Raw genomic sequence first — 25,009 nt, forward strand, 5'->3', positions numbered from 1 at the left:
GAGAAACTAAATGCGATTCAATTTAGTTCTTTCTCACTCCTTTTCTCATGCCCAATGTCTTTCATTCTCTATATTTTCAGATCCTTTATATACAGGAGAAATCTATGAATCAAACCGTTTACATCTTAATCCTCATCAGTTTAGTGATCCTCTTTTTATTTAACAAGTACGAAAGAGAAAAACTACAACGGCTCTTACAAGAGCAACTTTTGAAAGATCAAGCTTTCAAAGATAGCATCAAGGAAAAAATCCAAGAGACCGACAACATCAACGATGTCATCCACGCCATCAACAAAGACTATCGATTGGGACTCCTACTTGCTAAAGAAATCACTGAAAAATTAAAATAAAGCGTAAAAGAGAGAGTGGGACAGAAATCGGTAATTCGTTAGAATTCGATTTCGTCGTCCCACCTCCGCACAGTTGAGTAGGGCTGTAAAAGCTGATGAAATCAGCGTAGTAGAGCCCACTCAACCACTGCGTCTTGCTCGACAATACAAAAACAATTAAGAGGCTAGGACTTTTGTCCCAGCCTCTCTTTATTTTAAAGATGATACAAATCTTCTACAATAGCGGCTACTTTTTTAATATCTCCCAACATCCCCCGCATTTCAAAATCGGCTAACATAGGGAAACCAAAGCGTTGGCTGTACTGCTTAGCGGTTAAACAATATTGATTGTTAAAATTCCGATTGCCTGATCCAACCACTCCTAAGCACTTGCTGGCGTTATCTCCGTAAGCAATAAAATCCGCAACATCTGTCGTCAAAATTTCCACATCGCCGTTGTCAACACCATTTCCACCCTCCAAATAGGTTGGCAAAAAAGTGATAAAAGGGTTGGTCATTTCAAAGAAGGGCTGGCCCTCTTTGACCAGGTCTTTCACATGCACTTTCTCGATTTCAAGTCCGGGATGAGCTTCCAGCAAATAGTCACTTAAGCGACGGACAAAACTCTCTGTATTTCCACTCAGACTAATATAAACAAAGGATACTTTCATCTTTTTTCTCCAATCAAGAAGCTCTCTTATCCTCTAAGAGAGCTCCATTCAAACTTATCTATTATGCCGCTTGAGCTTTTCTCAAACGCAAGGTTTTATACAAAACAATTCCAAGGAAGAGAAGAGATAAAGCAGTCAAGAGTAACAAAGCAATGGATGAAGATGCCAAATATCGTTGGCGAAGGGACGGGTTTGAAAAACTAGCTAATAGTGGACGCCCTGCAAAATAATTATAGCAAGAGAAGGCTTGACTTAATAAAATCTGCCCCATGTAAGTATAATGGGCTGTTAACAGATCCTGCTTCATAAAGAGGAAATAGAAAGTTGCAAGCAAAGCAATCAGAATCAGGGAAACAAATAAAAAGGTTAGTGGAGACTGATTGAGTTGGGCCGATTTCTCATAATATGTCACGTAGTCAGCCTTGTCTTGAGCCGTTGTTAAACCAAGTTGTTTCGCAAAATCATCTGTCAGCTCAAAACTCTTTGAAGCTCCAAAGGTTGAGACAGCTGATGTTAGGGTTCCAACCGTAGAGAAAAATAACAGGATGTAAAGATAGATAGGTTTCTTTTTCATACAAACTCCTTTTCATTTCTTACACCCTATTATATCGCGATACAGATAGAAAGGCAAGCACCTCAAAACCGTGGAAGCACTTGCCTGATCACTGATACGTTCAAATGAAATTCATTTGGAAAATAATGGGTGCAAAAGATGAAAAAGATATCACAACTGTATGATTAGAGATCTAACGAAGTCCGATAAACTTTCATTCGAACAGAACTAGTATAGCGGATTTCCCTCTATTTTAGTCCTTTATTTGTATTCTGCTTGATTTCAACACCATTTAGTCTTTGAAACCCATTTCTGTTCCTTATCCATAAACTATTCTGTCCTTTTTCGCAACTATTTGGTCATCACTCCATCAAAAAAGCCAGAAGGACTTGCCTTCTGACTTTTTTTATTTAGATGAATGAACGAAAGAACTAAGAATTAATCTTCTTTTTTCTTGCGAGCAAGACCCAATCCAAGCAATCCAGCCATCGCACCTGCAAGAACAGCTGCAGCTGAGCTTTCTGTACCTGTATTTGGAAGCGCAGGTGTTTGTGGTTGCGCAGGTTGTACAGGTTGTTCCGGAACTTCAGGAGTTGGTTCGGTTGGAACATCTGGAGTTGGTGGAACGATTGGTGTAGGTGGAACAATTGGTGTTGGTGGGTTGTATGGAGTTGGTGGAGTTGGAGGAACTGGTGTTGGTGGGGTTGGAATATCTGTTTCCGTTACCACTTTATTCTTATGCCATTTCACTTCAGCTTTTTCCGGTTTCACCGGATTTGGAACGACTTCCGGAGTTGGTGGAGTTGGAGCCTTTGGTGGAGTTGGAGCTTTTGGTTCCTCCACATCGACCGTAATCACAGTGTAGTTAGGTGCTGTTGGCGGAGTTGGTGATTTAGGTTCTTCTGGTTTCGTTGGCTCTGCAGGTAGATTTTCCACTGTAATCGTTGGTGGTGTTGGTGCCTTAGGTTCTGTTGGTTTTGTTGGCTCTTTTGGCGCTTCACCTGGATTTTTTGGAATACCAACATTTGAGTTAATCGCAAACCAGTAAACCGTTGGCTGACCAGCAGCATTAGCTCCATTGGCCGTAAATACCAAGTGACCATCAGACATCTTCAAGCCTGCTCCACCGTAATATAGATATTTAGAAGATGGATTATCCCAACCTTCAAGAGTTGAAGATGTTTCCCCATTAAAGACGGAACCATGTTCAATATATTGGTTATCCTTGAAAGAAGTTACTTCTTTAGTAGCCGCATCATAAGAAACACTTGAATTTGGAATTGGAATGTATTTATTGTTTCCAACATTTACAGATTCTTGGTGTTCTACATTTTCAAATTTCTTCTTAGGCGTGAAGATGATCCGTCCTGAAGTTGGATCAATCGTATAAGAACCGATAACATCATCTTTACCATCAAATGTGAATTCATCTGTTCCAATAGAGTGACCATTCCCAGCACCTGAAGCATTGACTGAAGTTGCGTCAATTACAGTTTCTTCACTAACTGTAAATTCACTACCATTCCACGTTGCTTTTTGTGCCACAATCTTGATTGGGTTTTCAGCAGAGATAGTGACATCAGCAGTACCAAAGTCAGCTGTTCCATTTTTAACAACAACCGCATTGTTTTCAATACTCATTGACGAACCATCTGCATACGGATTCCAAGTTCCACGAACAGTGTTCCCATCTTTAGCTTTGGCTTCTACTGTAAGAGCACGAGGTTTATCCTTACTATCTACGTAAGAAGCACCTGTCCAGTGGTTGAGGGAGTTCAACGCCACAATCGCATTGTGTTGGGTCAAATCAAACTTATTGCCATTACCATCATAGAATTCAACATCGACAGCAATTTTAACTGGTTTGTTTTGGTCTGTTGAAGCACCAACTGTTAGTGTTACAGTTGGATCTGAGCTAACAGCTGCAATTCCTTTACCGTCATTTGATGGGAGGCTCAAAACCTCATAACGATAAATCACGCGTTTGATTGGATGCATATCCGTATTTTCACGCATGCTGGACTGATTCAAGTTATCATAAGTAACAACAAATTTATCGCCTTCCTTAACTTGAATATACTCAGTTTCATTATTGGCCCAAGGACTAGTCGCTACAATATCTGAAGCTTCCAATTTATTGGAATCATATTGATGCACATTGCTTGTGTTCAAACGAGCTTGAGCATCACGAGTAAGATAAGTACTGATGCCGTCAATGGTATGAGTTGCACCACCTTCACGTTGGAAGGTCAAATCTTGAACGGTTTCTACATCTTTAAGATCTTGGAAACCATTGTCATTCATGTATTTATCATAGGCTGCTTTAGCATTTTTGTACTGTGCCAAAGCTGTTTGATATTCAGCAAGTTTTGTTTGATAAGTAGCAAAATCTTTGCCGTATTGCTCTAGGTCTACATTGTATTTTGCAAGCTCAACTTCATACTTAGCTTTAGCAGCATCTTCTTCTGCTTTAATAGCAACAAGTTGATCATAGGCTGCTTTATCTTTATCGTATTGCGCTTTCTTAGCTTGATATTCTTGTAAATCTTTATCGTATTGCGCTTTAGCTGTATTGTAAACAGCCATTTCTGCTTCATACTTAGCTTTAGCTTCAGCATTGGCCTTATCCGCTGCTGCTTTTTCTGCTAGTTTAGCATCGTAAGCTACTTTTTTCTGATTGTATGCTGCTAAGGCTGCTTTATAAGCTGCTTGTTGGGAATTGTAGTCTTCTACTTGTTTCTTGTAAGCTGCTTCTGCTTCTGCATTTCTCTTTTCAATCAATGTGATTTCTTGAGATTTTGCTTCATACTCAGCTTTGGCCTTTTTGTAGTTTTCAACGACTGTGTTGATTTCAGCTGTTTGAGCTTTGTTATCCGCTTCTGCTGCTGCGATAGATGATTGGACTTTTTCAGCTTCTTCTGTAACGGTCACACCTTCTGTAGCTGCATCAGCTTTTGCTTTTTCAAGTTCCGGTGATTCTACATAAGTAGTCGTAACTATTTTATTTCCTTCTGTCACAGTTGTAGATGTCAACTTAGAACTTGTTGCAACAGCTGCATCGCTTGTTGCTGTATCTGTACTGGTTGCTTCAGTAGAAGGGGCTGTAGCTTCATCCGCTTTCACTTCTGCACCGTAGGTATTGACGGTAGCCAATCCAGCGATGGCCAATGAAACAACACCAACTGATAACTTACGAATTGAAAATTTTTCCTGCTTCGAAACATGTTCACGATAGCTTCTCATTTTCAAAACTCTCCTTTTTGTTTAAAAAAATCTCACTGTAGAGGCAAAAATATGCTACTTTCAGTTATCTCTATTGTATCACAATCAACCATTTTTAAATATTTGTCGATTTAATTTTTTATTTTACTTTAAATATATAACAACTTGAAACGCCAAACTTTCAAGTTCTTCTTCATCTTTTGGTTGAAAATATATGTAAATAGACTTGAAAAAACCTTTATTTTCAAAGGTTTTCAAGCCACTTTCTCTTTTTATAAATTTCACCGAAAGGCTTTTTAAGGGGAAGTATCTTTTTATACCAATAGATTAGATTTGAAGTTTGAAATGAAAAATTATGTAATATTTTCCCCGCCATATCGGAAAAATTCAAAAAAACAACAAATTTTAAGGAATCAGCCATTGCTTGAAACCCCTTACCTAGACCTTAGTTAGAGCTATTTTTTGAGGGCGGTTATTCCCTTTTATTTCGAAAAACGAGCACATCGTTTTTTTTCGATGTCCCCTTCACTTTGTCTCAGAAAGCAACATGAAAATCAAGGGCAAATTGAAAGAAAATCTCCTCCCACACTCATGCACCATCTGTAGCTACGCTCCTCCCAATCTCTAGTCCTTTCCAATTTCCTCCCCCAATTCTATAAAAAAAGACCAGGGTCCTAAGAACCTTGGTCTAATAACTAGTAATTAGTTTAAGTGCCAGATATCTTCGTTGTACTGAGCGATCGTACGGTCAGATGAGAAGAATCCTGCTTTCGCAATGTTAACGATGACTTGATCCAACCATGCATCACGGTCTTCGTAGTCAGCCAACATGCGTTCTTTGGTTACAATGTAGTCTTCCAAGTCAAGAAGAGTCATGAACCAGTCTTTGTTGATCAATTCATTGTGAAGACGAGTCAAGCGTTCTTTGTTCCCAACTGCAAGAACGGCATCGCTGATAATGAAGTCTACCAATGGTTTGATGGCTTCACGTTCATAGAAATCTGCTGATTTGTATGCTGATTTGGCATAAAGATCGATAACAGTTTCTGAATCTTCACCGAAGATGTAGATGTTGTCACGTCCAACCAATTCAGCGATTTCCACGTTGGCTCCATCCATCGTACCAAGTGTCAATGCACCATTCAACATGAATTTCATGTTACCAGTACCTGAAGCTTCTTTCGAAGCAAGAGAGATTTGCTCAGAAATATCGCTAGCTGGGATCAAGTAGCTTGCAGCAGTTACGTTGTAGTTTTCTACCATAACAACTTGCAAGTGTGGAGCTACCGCTGGATCGTTTGCAATCACTTCTGTCAAGCAAAGGATCAAGTGGATGATATCTTGTGCAATGGTGTAGGCAGGAGCTGCTTTACCACCAAAGAGAACAGTGATTGGACGAGCAGGGATATTTCCAGCTTTGATGTCCAAGTATTTGTGGATTACATACAAAGCGTTCATTTGTTGACGTTTGTATTCGTGAAGACGTTTGATTTGGGTATCAAAGATAGAATTTGGATTGATTTCCACACCTTGATGGTCTTTCAAGAAACGAGCCAATTTGCGTTTGTTGTGAGACTTGATGTTTTCCAATTTTGCTTTGACTGCATCTTTATCTTCATAAGAAAGAAGGTCTTCCAATTTAGATGCGTCATGGTGCCAGTCACGTCCGAGTATATCATCCAAGTAGTGTGACAAGGTTGGGTTAGCATGCATGAGCCAACGACGGAAAGTGATACCGTTTGTTTTGTTGTTGAATTTTTCAGGGTAAATGTCGTAAAAGGCTTTCAACTCAGAATTCTTCAAGATTTCTGTGTGAAGTGCTGCTACCCCGTTTACGCTAAATCCATAGTGGATATCCATGTGTGCCATGTGTACGCGATCATTCTCATCGATGATTTGAACAGCTGGATCTTTGTATTCAGCGCGAACACGGCGGTCCAATTCTTCAATGATTGGAACCAAGTGAGGAACCACTTCTTGCAAGAATTCAAGTGGCCATTTTTCAAGGGCTTCTGCAAGGATTGTGTGGTTAGTGTAGGCCGTCATGCTACGAACGATAGAGATAGCTTCATCCATTCCAATACCACGTTCTGTCAAAAGACGGATCAATTCAGGGATGACCATTGATGGGTGAGTATCGTTGATTTGGACAACAGCATAGTCAGCAAGGTCATGCAAGTTGCTTCCTTTTTCGATGGCTTCGTCGATGATCAATTGTGCACCATTTGATACCATGAAGTATTGTTGGAAGATACGGAGCAATTCCCCTTGACGGTTACTATCATCTGGGTACAAGAAGAGGGTCAAGTTACGAGCGATATCTGTCTTGTCAAAGTTAATACCATCTTCAATAATAGATGAATCAACTGAATCCAAGTCGAACAAACGCAAACGGTTCTTGGTATCAATCTTGTAACCAGGGACGTCGATATCATAAAGGGTAGAAGTCAATGTGAAGTGTGCAAATGGCACTTTGTAGCTACGACTTGAACGAACGAGCCAGCTTTGGTCAGTCAACCATGCGTTTGGAATTGTTTCTTGTTGGTTGTTTTTAAATACTTGTTGGAACAAACCAAAGTGGTAGTTCAAACCAACCCCATCCCCTGTCAAACCAAGGCTTGAGATAGAGTCGATAAAGCAGGCCGCCAAACGTCCCAAACCACCGTTACCAAGTGATGGTTCCAATTCCACTTCTTCTACTTCGATCAAGTCTTTACCAGCATCTGACAATTCTTTTTTAACATCGTCGTAAAGACCCAAGTTGATCAAGTTGTTAGACAAGAGTTTACCGATCAAGAACTCAGCTGAGATATAGTAAACTTTTTTCTTACCAGTATTTAATTTCTTTTGAGCGCTTGCTTGCTTGGTGTAATTAAGCAAAGCAATGTACAATTCTTCATTTGAACATTCTGCAATTGTTTTTTGGTGATGATCAATCACATATTTTTGTAATGATTCCATGTTTTAAAGTCTCCTTTGTTTCAACAATTTTAATAGGGAAAGATTATTTTTCTGCTTTCTTAACTTCTTTTTTCAAATCTTTGTTTTCACGACGATAGATCGTTGTGAAATCAAGCAATTCTTGCTCAACAGCTGGAGTCAATTGATCCGCTGTCATCCGCCATGACCAGTTACCACCAAGAGTTGATGGGAAGTTCATCCGAGCTGAACCATCCAACTCAAGCAAGTCTTGCATCGTAGCAATCGCCATGAAGCTGACGGAAGCAAAGACGGTACGAAGCATAGCATGTGGAACAGATTCATACTCTTTCCGGTTGGTATAACGAGCAAGGTACTCACGAGTTGGATCGTCGATTTCATTGCGGTACCATCCAAGAACTGTGTTGTTATCATGTGTTCCAGTGTACATCACAGAGTTGTTTGGTGCCAAGTGAGGGCTATCGATACTTTCATCGTCAGGATTGAAGGCGAATTGAAGAATCTTCATTCCTGGGAAGCCAGTACGTTCGCGAAGCTCAATGACTTCATCCGTCATAAAGCCAAGGTCCTCAGCGATGATGTTCAAATCACCGAGCTCTTCCTTCACGGCTGCAAAGAGTTTGTAGCCAGGACCTTTGACCCATTTACCTGGTGCTGCAGTTTCAGAACCAGCAGGGATTTCCCAGTATGATTCGAAACCACGGAAGTGGTCGATCCGAACGATGTCATAGATCTTGAAGCTTTCACGCAAGCGTTCAATCCACCATTGGTAGCCATCTTTGTCCATTGCTTCCCAGTCATAGATTGGGTTCCCCCAAAGTTGACCAGTTGCTGAGAACTCATCTGGCGGGCATCCTGCAATGCAAGTTGCTTTTCCGTTTTCATCTGTTTTGAAGAGATGAGGATTAGCCCACATGTCGCTTGAATCTTCTGCTACATAGATTGGCATATCTCCCACAATTTCAATGTGGTGGTCGTTAGCATAAGCTTTCAAGGCCAACCATTGTTGGAAGAAGAAGAATTGAGTCACACGATGGTAAGTCAATTTATCAGCCAATTCTTCACGGTATTTAGCCAAAGCTTTTGGCTCACGCGCACGAATAGCTGCATCTGGCCACTCTGTCCAAGCTTTCAAATCAAAGTGTTCTTTAATAGCCATGTATTCTGCGAAGAGCTCCAACCAAGAAGCATTGGCTTCACAAAATTCTTGGAATTCTTTTTGATCACTTGATTTTAAGAAATTCGCAACTGCTTTTTCAAGCAAGGGACGACGTTGTTCGAAAACCTTTGCATAATCCACTTGAGTAGGATCTTGACCAAAGTCCACTCCTTTAAGGTCTGCTTCTGTTAACAAACCTTGCTCGATCAAAAGATCGAAATCAATAAAATGAGTGTTCCCAGCAAAAGCTGAGAAAGATTGGTATGGAGAATCTCCATAACTAGTTGTACCAAGCGGCAAGATTTGCCAGTAACGTTGCTTGGTCCGAACGAGGAAATCAACAAAATCATATGCTGATTGTCCGAATGATCCGATTCCGTATTGTCCAGGAAGGGAAGAAATGTGCATCAAAACACCACTTTGACGTTTTTTCATGGGTTACCACCTCTTTTTATTTCTTTGAAGCCTGCGATTCGGTGCACGGTATGGGTATCGTTGCAGAGTCGTATCCAGCTCTCAAGCGGCTCTACTCTTTGTTAAAATCGAACAGGCGCAACTCAGTTTACGCAATTTTTGCGAAAACGTTTGCGTACCATGTCATTATAAACTTTTTCCATATTTTCTGCAAGGGGTTTCTTAAAAAACTTTTTATCTTTTTTAAAAAAGCCCCTTAGCACTAGTTTAGTATTTATTATTAGCAATGTCAATAAATTAGCGGTTTTTATAGAAGAAAGTTTAGAATTAAAATATTTTTTAAAAATTTTTTTAAAATCACTTGCAAACGTTTTCGCCTTGTGATATACTTAAGTCGTTTTAGGAAAACGTTTGTCTAAAACGGTTTCTAATTATTATCTTTTTTTATTCTTTAGGAGGAATAAATCATGAAACGTACAATTTTACGTAGTGCTGCTGTACTTGGTACAGTTGGTTTTGCCGGCTTCTTACTTGCTGCTTGTAGCAATAGCTCTTCAGGTTCTTCTGAGGCAAGTAAAGAAATCAACGTCTATGTAGACAAAGGCTACAAATCTTATGTTGAAGAAGCTGCAAAAGCTTTTGAAAAAGAAAATGGCGTAAAAGTTAAAATCAAGACTGGTGATGCTCTTGGTGGATTGGATAACCTTTCTCTTGATAACCAATCTAAAAAAGCTCCAGACGTAATGATGGCTCCATACGACCGTGTAGGTGGTCTTGGTAGCGATGGTCAATTGGCTGAAGTTACATTAAACAAAGATAGCCATACAGATAAAACAACTGAAGCTCTTGTAACAAACGGTGGTAAAGTTTACGGTGCACCTGCTGTCATCGAAACATTGGTTCTCTACTATAACAAAGATCTTGTAAGCGAAGCTCCAAAAACATTTGGTGATCTTGAAAATCTTGCAAAAGATAGCAAGTACGACTTCGCTAGCGAACCTGGTAAAACAACTGCCTTCTTAGCTGACTGGACAAACTTCTACTACACTTACGGTTTACTTTCAGGTAACGGCGGTTATGTATTTGGTAAAGACGGTACAGATCCTAAAGATATTGGATTGAACAACCAAGGTTCTATCGATGGTATCGAATATGCAAAAACTTGGTATGCTAAATGGCCAAAAGGTTTGCAAGATACAAAAGCTGCTGCTAACTTCATCCAAACACAATTCCAAGAAGGTAAAACAGCTGCTATCATCGATGGTCCTTGGAAAGCTGCTTCATTGAAAGAAGCTAAAGTAAACTACGGTGTCGCAACGATTCCAACTCTTCCAAACGGAAAACAATACTCTGCCTTTGGTGGTGGTAAAGCTTGGGTTATCCCTGCAGGTGCGAAAAACCTTGATGGCGCTCAAAAATTCATTGACTTCTTGACAAGTACTGACCAACAAAAAGCTTTGTTTGACAAGACCAATGAAGTTCCTGCCAACACAGAAGCTCGTAAATATGCGGTTAGCAAAAACGATGAATTGACAACTGCCGTTGTTGATCAATTCAAGAACGCTCAACCAATGCCAAATATCTCAGAAATGAGTGCTGTTTGGGATCCAGCTGCTACTATGCTTTTCGATGCTGTAAGTGGTAAAAAATCTGCAAAAGCATCTGCTGACGATGCAGTGAAATTGATTAAAGAAACCATCGAACAAAAATTCGGTAGCAAATAAGACAGTTTTTAGGTGTGAGTAAGAGGTTGGAGACAAGGTCCCAACCTCTTATGTTCAATTTTCAAGCACAACTTACTGTCTGACTTGTCTTCTTGCTCTCTAGCAAGGACATTATAAGGAGATTTGAATGACTACAGAACAAAACCCTAAAAAGGCTATGTGGCTCTCTTTGATCCCGGGTCTTGGGCAAATTTATAATAAACAAAAAACCAAAGGCTATATTTTTCTTGCCGTAACTGTTCTCTTTCTCGCCTATTTCCTAGGAATTGGAGCTGGAGAATTATCGAAATTGGTTACACTTGGAACCGTCCGTGGACAAGATAATTCTCTCTTTATCTTGATTCGTGGCGCCTTCCACTTGATCATTACCATTGTTTATTTCCTATTTTATGCCTTAAATATTAAGGATGCTGGAACCGTTGCAAAACGTATCAACAATGGCATCGCTGTTCCAAAAACTGGAAAAGAAATGGTTCAAGCCATCTATGAAAATGGCTTCCCATATTTATTGATCATTCCTTCATACATTGCTATGACATTTGCGATTATCTTCCCAGTTTTAGTAACTTTGATGATCGCCTTTACCAACTACGACTTCAAACATACCGCTCCAACAACCTTGCTTGATTGGATCGGGTTCCAAAACTTCACTAATATGTGGACCTTGAGTACCTTCCGCTCAGCCTTTACATCTGTTCTTGGCTGGACCTTGATTTGGGCGCTCGCAGCTTCTACTCTTCAAATCGTACTCGGTATCTTGACCGCTATTGTTGCAAACCAACCATTCGTAAAAGGAAAACGAATCTTTGGGGTTATCTTCTTGCTCCCATGGGCTGTTCCAGCCTTCATCACTATCCTAACTTTCTCAAATATGTTTAACGATAGTGTCGGTGCCATCAATGCACAAGTTATCCCATTGTTTGCGAAGATCTTCCCATTCTTAGATGGCGTTTTGATTCCTTGGAAAACAGATCCTACCTGGACAAAAATTGCTTTGATTATGATGCAAGGTTGGCTCGGCTTCCCTTACATCTACGTCTTGACTTTAGGGATTCTTCAATCTATTCCAAACGATCTTTACGAAGCTGCTTATATTGATGGTGCCAACGGTTGGCAAAAATTCCGCAGCATCACTTTCCCAATGATTATGGCTGTTGCAGCTCCAACTTTGATCAGTCAATATACCTTCAACTTTAATAACTTCTCCATCATTTACTTGTTTAACGATGGGGGACCTGGTTCTGTCGGAGGAAACGCCGGATCTACAGATATCTTGATCTCATGGATCTACAAGTTGACAACCAATTCTTCTCCTCAATATTCAATGGCTGCAGCGGTAACCTTGATTATCTCTGTGATTGTGATCTCAATCTCTATGGTTGCCTTCAAGAAACTACATGCATTTGATATGGAGGATGTATAAAATGAAAAATTCAGTTCAATTTAAACGCCGCCTCAATCATTTCTTGACTTACCTGTACATGGTGGTTCTTTCAATCGTTATCATTTATCCATTGTTGATTACGGTTCTATCAGCCTTCAAATCAGGGAATGTCAGTGCCTTTACACTTGATTTTAGTGGCAATCTTAGTTTTGATAACTTCTCAAAACTTTTCTCTGAAACCCATTATGGCACTTGGTATATGAACACCTTGGTTATCGCCATTATCACCATGATTGTACAAACAAGTATCGTTACCTTCGCAGGTTACGCATACAGCCGTTACAATTTCTTGGCGCGTAAACAAAGTTTGGTCTTCTTCTTGATTATTCAAATGGTCCCAACCATGGCAGCCCTCACAGCCTTCTTCGTTATGGCTTTGATGCTGAATGCCTTGAACCAACCTTGGTTTTTGATCTTCCTTTATGTTGGTGGTGGTATTCCAATGAATGCCTGGTTGATGAAGGGATACTTTGATACTGTTCCAATTTCCCTCGATGAATCTGCGAAATTGGATGGAGCTGGACACTTCCGTCGCTTCTGGCAAATCGTCCTTCCTCTTGTTCGTCCAATGATTGCCGTTCAAGCACTTTGGGCTTTCATGGGGCCTTTCGGAGACTATATCTTGTCTAAATTCTTGCTTCGTGACGAAGTGAACTATACGGTAGCCGTTGGTCTTCAAACCTTTATCAGTGACCAAAAAAATCAAAAAATCGCCTTCTTTGCAGCCGGTGCTATTTTGATCGCGGTTCCAATCTGTATCTTATTCTTCTTCCTACAAAAGAACTTTGTTTCAGGCTTGACAGCTGGTGGAGATAAAGGATAAAATAGAATCTTATTTCAAGCACATTTTATTTTTAAGTTGAGGGTAGTATGGTGGATGCTTTACTACCCTTCGTTAAGAATAAAATCAATGCAAAGAGATTTCTCTTTGCATTTCTGATACTCTTATATTTAGAAAGGTCATCTTATGCCCTATCCTTTTAATTATTTCGCAAGTATCTTCAATTTCCGCTCTTCTTTTGCAAACCGCAAAAAACTGAGCTGGTTCCAAATGATTTTTACTTCTTTCTTTCTAATCTCTATCACACTATTACCTGTGGCTCTGCAAAATGCTCAACTCAAAACCTATCCTTTGACAACCTTTGTCAGCGATGTGTTTGATCCTTTATCAACAGACGTTATGAAAGATATCCAAGAACACGTCGTGATCAAAGACCAAGAGCTCACCTATACAGGGACTAACCCTGTACACAAGACTTCAAAAGGACAGGTTATCTTAGGCCAAGAGGCAAAGGCTAGTGAAGGCAAGGAGTTAACACTCCATTTTGATCGCAAACAATTGATTATCTCAAAAGAGAATAAAGAACTCGCTACAGTCTCATACCAGGCTATTAATCAAGAGAGCCTTCGGGATAAAAAAAGCTTCACTCAAGCTATCTCTAGCGATTGGTTTCGCGACAATCGACTCCCTGTCAGTCTCTTTCTCGTGATTTTCTCTGGCTTCTTATCGACAGTCAATTATTTGATTCTCATCGTAGGGGCATCTTTCTTCCTCTACTTGACACGAAAATCTCGACTCTTTTCACTACAAACTTTCAAGGAATGTTTCAATTGTATTCTGAATTGCTTGGGACTCCCTATTTTACTGAGTGTCTTCATCAGTTTACTATTCCATCAAGTATTTACTACGACGATCATGATCCAAAATGTCTTATTTGTACTCTATCTTGCTATGGTATTTTATAAGACCCACTTCCGTGATCCAGACTATCACCGCTAGGAGGTTTTCTCATGCGTGTTACCATCAAAGATGTGGCGAAACTCGCTGGCGTTGCGCCTTCAACTGTCACGCGCGTCATCCAAAACAAATCCACGATTAGTGATGAAACAAAAAAACGTGTCCGTGAGGCCATGGTCGAATTGGACTACCATCCCAATCTTAATGCTCGCAGCCTTGTCAGCCAATCTAGTCAAGTCATTGCTTTGGTCCTACCAATCGACAGTGACGTCTTCTACCAGAATCCTTTCTTCCCAACTGTTTTAAGAGGGATTACCCAGATCGCGTCAGACAATGATTATGCCATCCAAATCTGTACGGGGCAAAATGAAGAACGGCGGCTCGACAACCTCAAACAACTCATCTACGGAAATCGTGTAGATGGTTTGATTTTCCTTTATTCCAACCCGAATGATCCCCTCGTTGAATTTGCGATCAAAGACAAGTTCCCCTTCCTCATTCTCGGAAAGGCAGCTTCACCTTTTGTATCGCTAGTGGATAATGATAATATCAAGGCTGCATTTGATGCGACGGATTATTTCATTCAACAAAACTACCGAAAAATTGCTTTTATCGGGGGAAACAAAGAACTGTTCGTATCTCAAGACCGCTACGAAGGTTATAAAGAAGCCCTCCAAAAAGCAGGGATTCCTCTCGATGAAAAACTGGTTCATTTCTCATTTGGTTTTATGTTGGAAGACAATTCTTATCAAATGATGGAGAGCCTTCCCCTAGCAGAGTTAGATGCCATCATGACAACCGATATTCTCGTTGCTGAAGGGGTGCGCCAATACCTATTAGAACACCAGCTGACAATCCCGATTATTTCCTTTGATTCGATTAAGCCACGACTCGATATTGAAGCCTATATTGACATCAATGCAGTGGAACTCGGACGTGAGTCTGTTCGGACAATTCTACAAATTATCAAGGATCACAAAGAAGGAAAAACCGTTTGCTACCGTCAATTGATTGACCATACCATTACGAAACTCTAGGAGTCTTTATGTCTACATTTACTGCTTATTTAGATGACCAAGACCTCATTCGTATCCAAAAGGGAGAGGAGCATATCCTTCCTTTTTATTTGAAAACGAACCAAGGTCATCTTGCCTTAATCCCTGTCAAAACGTCAAGTGGAGCGACTGACACAGGAGACTATTTCTTAAGCCCTATTCCACTTGAACTCGGAGAAGAGTACACCATCTACGATGCTACTGGAAATTCTTCTATACTCCACTATCGAAACATCGTTCGCAAACCCATTTTCGATCAAACCTTCACCTATAGTGGAGAAGATTTAGGAAGTTTTTACACACCAAATCAGACGCAATTTAAATTCTGGGCACCGATTTCGCAAGATGTGAGTCTCCATATCGAAGATCAGATCTATCCGATGACACGTACAGAAAACGGTGTCTGGAAACTCTTGCTCAAAGGGGATTGGGAAGGAGCTGCCTACCACTATGAATTTCGTGTCAATGGCCTAGAACGTCGGATTCACGATCCCTATGCTCTATCCTCTTTGGCCAACTCTGGAGATAGCTTAGTCGTCGACCGCAAGAAGATCACACGTCCTATCACACGTGCTGCTCGTCAACTAGACCCGACAGAAGCAATCATCTACGAGATGAGCGTTCGGGACTTCTCTGTCCAAAAAGAGGCCGGCTTTAAACACCCTGGTAAGTTTAAAGGCTTGACAGAATCGCCTCAACTCAATGGTCAAATCCTTGGATTTGATTACCTTCAAAAACTTGGCATTACCCATGTACAGTTACTTCCTGTCTATGATTTCGGTAGTGTTGATGAAGAGAATCAATGGAAAGCCTACAACTGGGGTTATGATCCTGTCCAATACAATGTTCCAGAAGGTAGTTATGCCAGTGACCCCAACGATCCTTATGCACGGATTTGGGAACTCCAAGATGCTATTGCAACCTATCACCAATCTAATCTTAGTGTTATCATGGATGTGGTCTACAATCACGTCTACCAGGCCGATGAGTATGCATTTGAACAAATCGTACCCGGTTATTTCTACCGCTATAATGCAGAAGGAGAGCGGACCAATGGAACCTTCTGTGGGAATGATGTCGCAAGTGAACGTTCCATGGTAAGACACTATATCAAGCAATCCCTCAAGCAATGGGTTTCCCTCTACGGTTTTGATGGTTTTCGCTTTGACTTGATGGGAATCTTAGACATTCAAACCATGACAGAGATTGCAGAGGAGCTCCGTGAAATCTATCCTAACGTCTATCTCTATGGGGAAGGGTGGAAGATGGATACAGGCCTCTCTGAAGACCAGCTCGCTCACCAGTATAACGCTAAACGATTACCAGCCTTTGGCTTTTTCAGTGATAATTTCCGGGATACGGTCAAGAGAACACTCTTAGCCGGTCACCGTTGTGATAGTCAACATCCAGCCAATGATTTTTCTAATATCCTAACAGCAAATGTCGGGAAAGCAGGACCTGCTCATTTCATCCAACCTCAACAAGCCATTCAGTACGTCGAATGCCACGATAATGCAACTGTTTTTGATTATTTCCAACTTGAAAAAGAAGAGATTCGTCTAGAGGAGCGAAAAGCTCTCTCACGATTAGCTCTTCATTTAGTGTTACTAGCTCAAGGAGTGCCGTTTATCCATGCTGGTCAAGAATTTTATCGCACAAAAGGGCTCGAAGACAACACCTATAACTTACCAGATAGTCTCAACCAATTGGACTGGACATCCCTTCCAAAATGCCAAGAAGAAATTGCTTTTCTTGAAGAATTGATTGCTTATCGGAAATCACAGCCACTCCTTCGTTTGAAAAAAGGGCAAGAGATTCGCGACTACTGTGATGTCAAATGGTTGTCTGATCATCATTTGATCTACACGATTGAGAAAGATCGTGAAAAAATAACGATTCTTGTCAATATCGGTGATCAAGAACAGACCTATCAACATCCGAGTGATAGTCAGCTGTTATTTGCCTATCCTCATGCCAACCTAAAAACCCCTATTCCTAAAGGAAAGGAACTTTCTATTCCTGCCCATAGTTGGCTTCTTCTCCACGAAACGAAATCAGCAAAATAAGGTCACCACAATGTGGTGACCTTATTTTTATTCTTCTGTTTCCACAAAGCGTCCGATGATATGAACGTTTTCTGAAATGGTGATAAAAGCCTGAGGATCAGCTTTTTTCATAATATATTTGAATTCATTAAACTCTGCACGCGTAATAACTGTCAGCAGAACTGCTTTTTCCTGATGGTTATAGGTTCCTTCTGCATTGTGGATAATGGTCGCTCCACGATGCAATTTTTTATGAATCTTTTCAATAATGGCATCTGGCTGGCTCGTTACGATCATTGCCTGCATCCGTTTTTGCTTGGTAAAGACAGCATCCGTTACTCGACTCGATACAAAGATGGTAATCATAGAGTAAAGAGCATACTTCCAACCAAAAGTCAGACCAGCGATCAACATAATGGTCCCATTGACCAAAAAGGAGATACTGCCGACATTCTTTCCTGTCCGTTTTCGAATCGTCAAACTGACAATATCCGTTCCTCCACTGGAAATGTTGTTCCGAAGAGCAAAACCAATCCCTGTTCCCATGACAACCCCACCAAATAGGGCATTCATGATCGGATCGTTGGTCAACGTAATCACTGGCACGAACTGAATAAAGAGGGAACTCATCGAAACCGTAATAAAGGTAAAGATGGTAAATTTATGGCCAATTTGATACCAAGCCACAATCATCAAAGGGATATTGATGGCATAAAAGGTTAAGGAAACGGGAATCGTAAAGCCAATAAAGCGTTGGCTCAGAACAGATAAAATCTGAGCTAGACCTGTTGCACCGCTGGAGTATACATGTCCTGGTTGAAAGAAGAAGTTGACGGCAATCGCTGATAGAAAACCATACAGCAAGGAAGCTGACACTTTTTCATCGTATTTCTCACGGGAGATGCTCTTCAGCACGCGCAATAATTTAATGTTATAAGCTAGTCGCCGCACATGATAGCGAAATAGCTTATGAAAGCGAATTTTTTTCATTTTCAATCCATCGATTAGAAGAAAAGGAAAATCTTAGAGCAACTGATTCCTAGACTCTCCCTTTTCTCTCTTGTCCTATTCTTGCTCTGCTACTTCTACTTGAAGATTTAACTCATCCAATTGCTTTTCAGAAACGACAGAAGGAGCTTGTGTCATTGGATCTGTCGCCTTGTTATTCTTAGGAAAGGCAATGACTTCCCGAATATTATCTTCACCTGCAAGAAGCATCACGAAGCGGTCCAAACCAATCGCCAATCCTCCATGTGGTGGGAAACCATAATCCATTGCTTCCAACAAGAAACCAAATTGTTCATTGGCAGCTTCTTTTGTAAATCCAAGTGCCTTAAACATCCGTTCTTGTAAATCTTTATGATTAATCCGTAGGCTTCCTCCACCTAATTCATAGCCATTTAAGACGATATCATAGGCAATTGCTCGAACTTTTGAAAGATCTCCTTCCAATTCATGCTCTGTTTCAGCTTGTGGGAGTGTAAATGGATGGTGAGCAGACATATAACGGCCTTCTTCTTCAGACCATTCAAACATTGGCCAATCCACTACCCAAAGGAAGTTGTATTGATTGTTGTCAATCAAGTCAAGCTCTTTCGCAAGACGAACACGCAAAGCACCAAGCGTTGCATTGGCTACTTCAAGAGTATCTGCTACAAAGAGAACTAGATCCTTGTCTTCTAACTGTAAAGCAGCTGTCAAGTCACTTGTCAAGTCTGTCAAGAACTTCGCAACAGGACCATTCAAAGCACCCTCAGCATATTTCACCCAAGCAAGACCTTTTGCACCGTATTGCTTCGCAACTTCTGTCAATTTATCGATATCTTTACGAGAGTAATGATCCGCTGCACCTTTGACAACAATCGCCTTAACTGCTGGAGCTTCTGAGAAGACTTTGAAGTCTACACCCTTGACAAGCTCTGTCAAGTCTTGGAGCAACATTTCAAAACGTGTATCTGGTTTATCTGAACCGTACAAGGCCATAGCATCATCATAATTCATCCGTGGGAATGGGAGTGTTACTTCAATTCCCTTGGTTTCTTTCATGACACGTGCAATTAAGCCTTCTGTGATATCTTGGATTTCTTGATCACTCAAGAAAGAAGTTTCCAAGTCGACCTGTGTAAACTCAGGTTGACGGTCTCCCCGTAAATCCTCATCACGGAAACACTTCACGATTTGATAATAGCGATCAAATCCAGCATTCATCAACAATTGTTTTGTAATCTGAGGACTTTGTGGAAGGGCATAGAAATGCCCCTTATTGACACGGGAAGGAACCAAATAGTCACGCGCTCCTTCTGGAGTTGACTTAGAAAGAAACGGTGTTTCCACATCAATAAATTCTAATTCATCCAAGTAATTGCGGATTGAATGGGTTACTTTTGCACGAAGTTTGAGGTTTTCCAACATCTCAGGACGACGAAGGTCTAAGTAGCGGTAACGAAGACGAGTATCATCATTGGCTTCAATACCGTCCTTGATTTCAAATGGTGTTGTTTTTGCGGTATTGAGAACCGTAATAGTTTCTACCTTGAGTTCTACTGCTCCTGTAGGCAAGTTTGGATTAGCTTGTTCACGAGCTTCTACAAGACCTGTCACTTCTACAACATATTCACTACGGATGCTTTCGGCTGTAGCCATCACTTCTGCACTAACTGTTTCTGGATTGATCACCAATTGCATGATTCCTTCGCGGTCGCGTAGATCGATAAAGATCAAACCACCCAAGTCACGACGACGGCTAACCCATCCTTTCAAGGTAATACGAGTTCCAATGTGTTCTTCACGAACACGTCCAGCATACATTGAACGTTTCATTTCTAATTAATCTCCAAACTAATATTCTTCCTTCTATTTTACCATAAAGACCAGCAGAAAGTGGCCTTTAGCTCAACTTTTTCAGTCACCAACTTCTTTAGTTATCGTGGCTCTCTTCTTTCTTTTTGGGATCATCGTAGAGAGTGGGTGCTAGCACCTTCATTAAAGTCGCCGTCCCAAATCGCAAGACAGCTGCTGCTATTCCAAAAATAGGGGATAGGTAGCGGAAAAAGAAATCTCCCCTAAGCACATAGGTCATGCCACCCACAATAAAAAAGATCACAATTCCCTGAACGATTGCGTAAAACCAAATTTTTTTCACACTATTCTCCTTTTCACAAACCAGCTGACTTATCCACTGTTTTTTATCACTTATCCACAAAAATGTGGATAACTTTCACCTTTTGCCCCCTCAAAAGAGGAAGCGTCGTCAGCATCAGGACTTGCTTTCATCCATTTACAAGCAAGTTTCCCACAGCCTGTGGATAACTCTCTTGCTTATTTGTGACTTTCTCGTCACTTTCCTCACAAATCAAGGAGCCAGGATTTGATCCTGCCCCCTTTGATCAAGCATTATTTAAATTCGTCTGGTGTCCCTTTATATTGGGCCCAGTCTTTGCTGAAGAAGCGATCATTTAGATGGTAAGTTGGTGCTTTTTCAGCCTTTGTGACAAAGGGATTGACCGCTTTATCAAAGGCTAGCCAACCATTCCATCCCATATGAATCGTATCTTCCATAAAGTAGGGCTGATCACCATCTTTAGAAAAGTCTGCAATATTGGTGAATCCTTGACTTTCCAATTGGTAACGAATCTTTTGAACAGCCTGTTCATACTTTTCTTGGCTCAAGCCTGTGTATTTCATCCATTTGGCATTAACTGGAGGAATGACAAAGATAACATTGGTCCGAGATTTAGCAAACTGGTCTAGAACCAATTGCAAGTCATTGTACTCAGGAGATTGAACATAGGATTCGTTTTTTTGGAAACCTTTTAGTTTCTTCAACTTCATTTTTAAACGAGTATTGTAAAAATGATTGCTGATTCCAAGGTCGTTGTTATTAGTCTTGACTTTTGCTTCAGCCGTTGCAATTTCTTCCAATTTCTCATATGAGAATTGATCTGGTAAATCTTGTAGACGTTTTTTGACCTTCTTATCGTAATTCCCGTTTGTACGCGTTGCAAGATTACTAAACAAAGCATCTTCGCGTTGGACAAGGTGGGAAACAAACTGGTTCAAAGACTGATCAAATCTGGAAATTTTCTTTCCTTGAGAAATTTTCGTTACAACACTTTGAAAGGCGACATTTGGATACTGTTGTAACAGACGCTTTGCAGCATACTGGGATGCAGCATCCTGTTGGTGATTGGCAATAAAGCTATTCAACTGATCGCTATTAAAGAATTGTTGAAAGGCAGAGGAATCATAGCCCTTCTTGGTGAACCATTGCGGAGAAACCACATAAACAGCTGTATTGTCCTTGAGTTCTGGCAAAATCTGTTGCATCCCAAAATACTGGTTCAAAGAAGCCGCACCACGTTCTCCTAAAAAGTAGGGTCTGTAATTGCGGTCATATTTTTCAGCCAAAACTGCTGGATGCACCACATCAAAACGCAACCACTCACTGGAGCCGAAATAAGGAACAAAGCGATGCTGTGGATCAGAAAGTGCTTCTTGTTTCTTTGTACGACTCTTGAATCCTTCTGCATTCAAACTAACCGCAGCTTTTTTCTCTTCGGTATAGTTGTGCTTATGATTGATTGGATAAAAGAATAATAAAGCTGCTACCATGAGGAGCGCGCAAAATACGGGCCCTAAAATCAGCCACAAACGCTTAAGCATTCTGAAGCTCCGTTACACCTTCTACGATCTTGTTAGCAGTATTCCAATCATCGCGTCCAAATTCAGATACAGGAACACGGATGCCAAAGCGATTTTCCAATTCCACAATCAATTCGACTGTTCCCATACTATCAAGGACACCCGCATCAAAGAGATCCTCATCCATCATGTCTGAGACATCTTCCATAAACAATTCGTCAATAATTTCAATTACTTGTGATTTTACATCCATTTTTCTATTCTCCTTTTATTTCAATTTTGGAAACCATTGTTGATCCAAGAATCCTGAGAAAATCAGGAAGGACAGCATCACTGTGTTAAAGGTGATAAAGATCCCTAAAGCTTTGGTCCAACGATTGTCCGGTATAGGATCCAATCCTTTTGCTTTTCTTTCTTTATTGATGGTCTTTTTCTTGCGAATCCAAGCATCATTGATGACCAGTCCAAGCCCATGGAAGAGCCCATAAGCGATGTAGTACCAGGTCACCCCGTGCCAGAAGCCCATAACCAACATATTGATAATATAGGCAACATTTGAAGTGGTAATTCGGCTCTTGAATAATTTATTACGCATCAATACCATCACGAGACGCATAAAGACAAAATCACGGAACCAGAAAGATAAACTCATATGCCAACGATTCCAGAATTCCTTTAAGTCACGTGATTTAAAAGGACGATCAAAGTTGATGGGACTTTTAATCCCCATCAGATTAGAAGCTGCTAAAGCAAACATCGAATAACCCGCGAAGTCAAAGAAGAGGTCAAAGCCATAAACATACATGACTCCCAGCGTTCCGATATTGAAGAATCCACCTTGAGACAAGGCATAGGTCTGCACATGGCCTAACAATAAGTGGCCAAAAATATGAGCTAGGATAAATTTATAAAGGAAGCCATACATGATATACTTAACAGCTTGCTCCAACATATCCAATAATTCTTCACGCTCAGGAATGGTTTTATAATCCTCATTAAAACGCTTGAAACGATCAATCGGCCCACTTGAGAAGGTCGGCATAAAGAGCATAAAGCGTAAGAATTCCCAAAGTGTGAATTCTTTCAAGACACCATCTCGCATTTCGATGATCATTCCGACAGCTCGGAAGGTTAAATACGAAATCCCTAAAAAACCAAACAAGGATTGGTGCCCATTCTTGATTGCTGGCTCTACCTTAACAAAGATCAGGGGCAAGACAGACAAGAAGGAATGAAGATAGAAAATCCACTTGTTGTCCGCTTTCTGACGATAGATTTTGTAGGAATACACAATCAAGATTTGCCAGACTACGTAAAAGAGCAGGGCATAAATTTGCTTGAGATTCGAACCTGTCAGCATCAAAATGATAAAGATCAGACTCACAAGTCCTTCATATACCGGAAATCTCTTTTTGAAAAAGAGGCCCACAAAGATCGGCAAAAAAGCTAGAATGAGGTAGATAAAATAGATCGGTGTTCCATAGTGTTCTAAATGAGGGAGCTGTTTCAAAAACTCGATCATCGGTTATTAACCTCGCTAATCAACCCTTTGATGTCGATTTTCCCGTTTGGTGTTAATGGCAGGCTGTCACGATAGAGGAATTTTGAAGGCATCATATAAGACATCATGATGTTTTCTAAATCTTCCTTAATGGCTTTCGTGATATCAATTTCGCGCTCAAATTGTTCTTTGACGCCCTCTTTTAAGATGACATAGGCCAAGAGATTTTGAACTTTGTGATCTTTATTATAACGCGGTACCGCAACTGCTGAGTCAATATACTTCGATTTGTTCAAGTTTTGAGAGACATCCTCTAGCTCGATACGATAACCGTTAAACTTGATTTGGAAGTCCATCCGTCCACCGTAGAGAAGGAGGCCTTCATCCGTCATGGTTCCGACATCTCCCGTATGGTAGGCTGGAAGACCTTCAAATTCGAAGAAGGCTTCTGCTGTTTTCTCTGGATTATTCATATAACCTTTTGAAACAGCTGGGCCAGATACGATGATCTCCCCTTGCTCACCATTTGGCAATTTGTTTCCTGCCTCATCAATGATGAAGGTTGGAGAATCTTCTTTGGTGTAACCAATTGGCAGACGTTTCAAAGTAGCTAACATCTCATCTGTTACGGCTACAGCCGAAAGAGCTACAGTTGCTTCTGTTGGGCCGTAGGCATTGATGATGCGTGCATTTGGGAAACGCTCGCGCAATTTCTGAGCAGTCTTGACTGTCAACTCTTCCCCATCAAAGTAGAAATGGGTGATTCCTGGCATTTTTTCAGCATTGAAATCTTCAGACAACATAGCCATATCTGCGAAAGATGGTGTTGAAGTCCAGATAGCAATCGGAAGAGAAAAGATGGTCGCAAAGAGTTGTTTGAAGTCTTGAGTAATGGCTGATGGAAGAGCAAAAAGCGTTCCTCCAAGAGCCAAGGTCGGTGCCCAGTACATGACAGACAAGTCAAAGGAATAGGGCGGTTGCGCCAACATTTGCGGACGCTCTGGCGTTGCAAATTCCTTGTCCGTAATCATCCAGTTGGTAAAGCTGAGCAAGTTATCGTGCGAAATTTGCACCCCTTTTGGCTTCCCAGTTGTCCCTGAGGTAAAGATGATGTAGTAGTTATCATCCCCTTTGACCGGATGTTTCAAGTCATAGGCATGCTGAGCCGCATAAGCTTCACGCACTTGCTCCAAGGACATGATTGGAGCAGCTGGGTTTTCCAATGGAAATTCATTGATGGCAATAATCAAGCTTGGCTCTGCTACTTCAACAATGGCAGACACGCGCTCCAAGGCAGAGTGGCTATCAATTGGGATATAGGCATGGCCAGATTTTGTCAAGGCCACAAAGGTTGCTAACATTTCATATTCTTGACCACCAAAGACCACTACAGGTGACTTTTCAGGAAGTCCCATTTGGTCGATGTGGGCAGCCAAGCTATCTGAATCAGCCTTCAATTGGCCATAGGTATGCTCCTCACCAAGGACATTGTAGACAGGATAGTCTGGTTGTAGTTGCGCATAACGTTCAATTGTCTCGATCATATCAGTAATTGGTTGGTTTGACACGGCTA

The 25,009-nt window shown here is 40.9% G+C and carries 19 protein-coding genes; 7 read left to right on the top strand and 12 right to left on the bottom strand.

Annotation, left to right across the window (positions count from 1 at the left end; genetic code table 11):
- Positions 1–104: 104 nt before the first annotated feature.
- Positions 105–350 carry a MarR family transcriptional regulator gene (locus ACESR9_RS04710; protein WP_070664989.1) on the top strand — a complete coding sequence of 82 codons (246 nt, stop codon included), beginning with the start codon at positions 105–107 and terminating at the stop codon, positions 348–350.
- A 194-nt stretch (positions 351–544) separates the two neighbouring features.
- Here the strand turns inward: ACESR9_RS04710 and nrdI are convergent, their stop codons facing one another.
- The 5 genes from nrdI to malQ all read right to left on the bottom strand — a co-directional run bounded on the left by nrdI (position 545) and on the right by malQ (position 9,309).
- On the bottom strand, positions 545–1,000 hold the full coding sequence (gene nrdI, locus ACESR9_RS04715; protein ID WP_045760033.1) for a class Ib ribonucleoside-diphosphate reductase assembly flavoprotein NrdI: 456 nt from the start codon (positions 998–1,000) through the stop codon (positions 545–547).
- 61 nt (positions 1,001–1,061) lie between these two features.
- On the bottom strand, positions 1,062–1,574 hold the full coding sequence (locus ACESR9_RS04720) for an ABC transporter permease (RefSeq protein ID WP_049471796.1): 513 nt from the start codon (positions 1,572–1,574) through the stop codon (positions 1,062–1,064).
- A gap of 417 nt (positions 1,575–1,991) precedes the next feature.
- Complete coding sequence (locus ACESR9_RS04725) at positions 1,992–4,796, bottom strand: GbpC/Spa domain-containing protein (RefSeq protein WP_373105814.1); 2,805 nt, start codon at positions 4,794–4,796, stop codon at positions 1,992–1,994.
- Between the two features lie 681 nt (positions 4,797–5,477).
- Positions 5,478–7,736, bottom strand: a complete 2,259-nt coding sequence (gene glgP, locus ACESR9_RS04730; RefSeq protein WP_373105817.1) for a glycogen/starch/alpha-glucan family phosphorylase — start codon at positions 7,734–7,736, stop codon at positions 5,478–5,480.
- Between the two features lie 43 nt (positions 7,737–7,779).
- Positions 7,780–9,309 (bottom strand): 4-alpha-glucanotransferase, encoded by a 1,530-nt coding sequence (gene malQ, locus ACESR9_RS04735; RefSeq protein ID WP_049474154.1) that lies wholly within the window; start codon positions 9,307–9,309, stop codon positions 7,780–7,782.
- Between the two features lie 446 nt (positions 9,310–9,755).
- On the opposite strand from malQ, the gene ACESR9_RS04740 reads away from it, so the two are divergent.
- The 6 genes from ACESR9_RS04740 (at position 9,756) to pulA (ending at position 17,315) form a co-directional block, all read left to right on the top strand.
- Positions 9,756–11,012 (top strand): extracellular solute-binding protein, encoded by a 1,257-nt coding sequence (locus ACESR9_RS04740; protein ID WP_373105819.1) that lies wholly within the window; start codon positions 9,756–9,758, stop codon positions 11,010–11,012.
- 127 nt (positions 11,013–11,139) lie between these two features.
- Positions 11,140–12,435 carry a sugar ABC transporter permease gene (locus tag ACESR9_RS04745; RefSeq protein WP_373105821.1) on the top strand — a complete coding sequence of 432 codons (1,296 nt, stop codon included), beginning with the start codon at positions 11,140–11,142 and terminating at the stop codon, positions 12,433–12,435.
- Between the two features lies 1 nt (position 12,436).
- Complete coding sequence (locus ACESR9_RS04750) at positions 12,437–13,279, top strand: sugar ABC transporter permease (protein ID WP_021154117.1); 843 nt, start codon at positions 12,437–12,439, stop codon at positions 13,277–13,279.
- Between the two features lie 144 nt (positions 13,280–13,423).
- Complete coding sequence (locus tag ACESR9_RS04755; protein WP_021154118.1) at positions 13,424–14,236, top strand: DUF1189 family protein; 813 nt, start codon at positions 13,424–13,426, stop codon at positions 14,234–14,236.
- Between the two features lie 11 nt (positions 14,237–14,247).
- Positions 14,248–15,231 (top strand): LacI family DNA-binding transcriptional regulator, encoded by a 984-nt coding sequence (locus tag ACESR9_RS04760; RefSeq protein ID WP_013904333.1) that lies wholly within the window; start codon positions 14,248–14,250, stop codon positions 15,229–15,231.
- A gap of 8 nt (positions 15,232–15,239) precedes the next feature.
- Positions 15,240–17,315, top strand: coding sequence for a type I pullulanase (gene pulA, locus ACESR9_RS04765; protein ID WP_373105822.1), 2,076 nt, complete (start codon positions 15,240–15,242; stop codon positions 17,313–17,315).
- Positions 17,316–17,342: 27 nt separating this feature from the next.
- Here the strand turns inward: pulA and ACESR9_RS04770 are convergent, their stop codons facing one another.
- The 7 genes from ACESR9_RS04770 to dltA all read right to left on the bottom strand — a co-directional run bounded on the left by ACESR9_RS04770 (position 17,343) and on the right by dltA (position 25,004).
- Complete coding sequence (locus ACESR9_RS04770) at positions 17,343–18,284, bottom strand: YitT family protein (RefSeq protein WP_003009152.1); 942 nt, start codon at positions 18,282–18,284, stop codon at positions 17,343–17,345.
- Positions 18,285–18,359: 75 nt separating this feature from the next.
- Positions 18,360–20,114: an aspartate--tRNA ligase gene (aspS, locus tag ACESR9_RS04775; RefSeq protein WP_373105823.1), complete on the bottom strand. Its 1,755-nt coding sequence runs from the start codon at positions 20,112–20,114 to the stop codon at positions 18,360–18,362.
- A 97-nt stretch (positions 20,115–20,211) separates the two neighbouring features.
- Positions 20,212–20,436, bottom strand: a complete 225-nt coding sequence (locus ACESR9_RS04780; protein WP_003012817.1) for a hypothetical protein — start codon at positions 20,434–20,436, stop codon at positions 20,212–20,214.
- A 251-nt stretch (positions 20,437–20,687) separates the two neighbouring features.
- Complete coding sequence (gene dltD / locus ACESR9_RS04785; RefSeq protein ID WP_049471789.1) at positions 20,688–21,956, bottom strand: D-alanyl-lipoteichoic acid biosynthesis protein DltD; 1,269 nt, start codon at positions 21,954–21,956, stop codon at positions 20,688–20,690.
- Positions 21,949–22,188: a D-alanine--poly(phosphoribitol) ligase subunit DltC gene (dltC, locus tag ACESR9_RS04790; protein WP_003002265.1), complete on the bottom strand. Its 240-nt coding sequence runs from the start codon at positions 22,186–22,188 to the stop codon at positions 21,949–21,951. Before dltC ends, dltD begins: the two co-directional genes overlap by 8 nt.
- A gap of 15 nt (positions 22,189–22,203) precedes the next feature.
- On the bottom strand, positions 22,204–23,457 hold the full coding sequence (dltB, locus tag ACESR9_RS04795; protein ID WP_150906745.1) for a D-alanyl-lipoteichoic acid biosynthesis protein DltB: 1,254 nt from the start codon (positions 23,455–23,457) through the stop codon (positions 22,204–22,206).
- Positions 23,454–25,004 (bottom strand): D-alanine--poly(phosphoribitol) ligase subunit DltA, encoded by a 1,551-nt coding sequence (dltA, locus tag ACESR9_RS04800; protein WP_021154127.1) that lies wholly within the window; start codon positions 25,002–25,004, stop codon positions 23,454–23,456. The genes dltB and dltA overlap by 4 nt, the downstream gene beginning before the upstream one ends.
- Between the last annotated feature and the right edge of the window lie 5 nt (positions 25,005–25,009).

It is taken from the genome of Streptococcus parasanguinis (assembly GCF_964238605.1).
GTDB classification, from domain to species: domain Bacteria; phylum Bacillota; class Bacilli; order Lactobacillales; family Streptococcaceae; genus Streptococcus; species Streptococcus parasanguinis_AJ.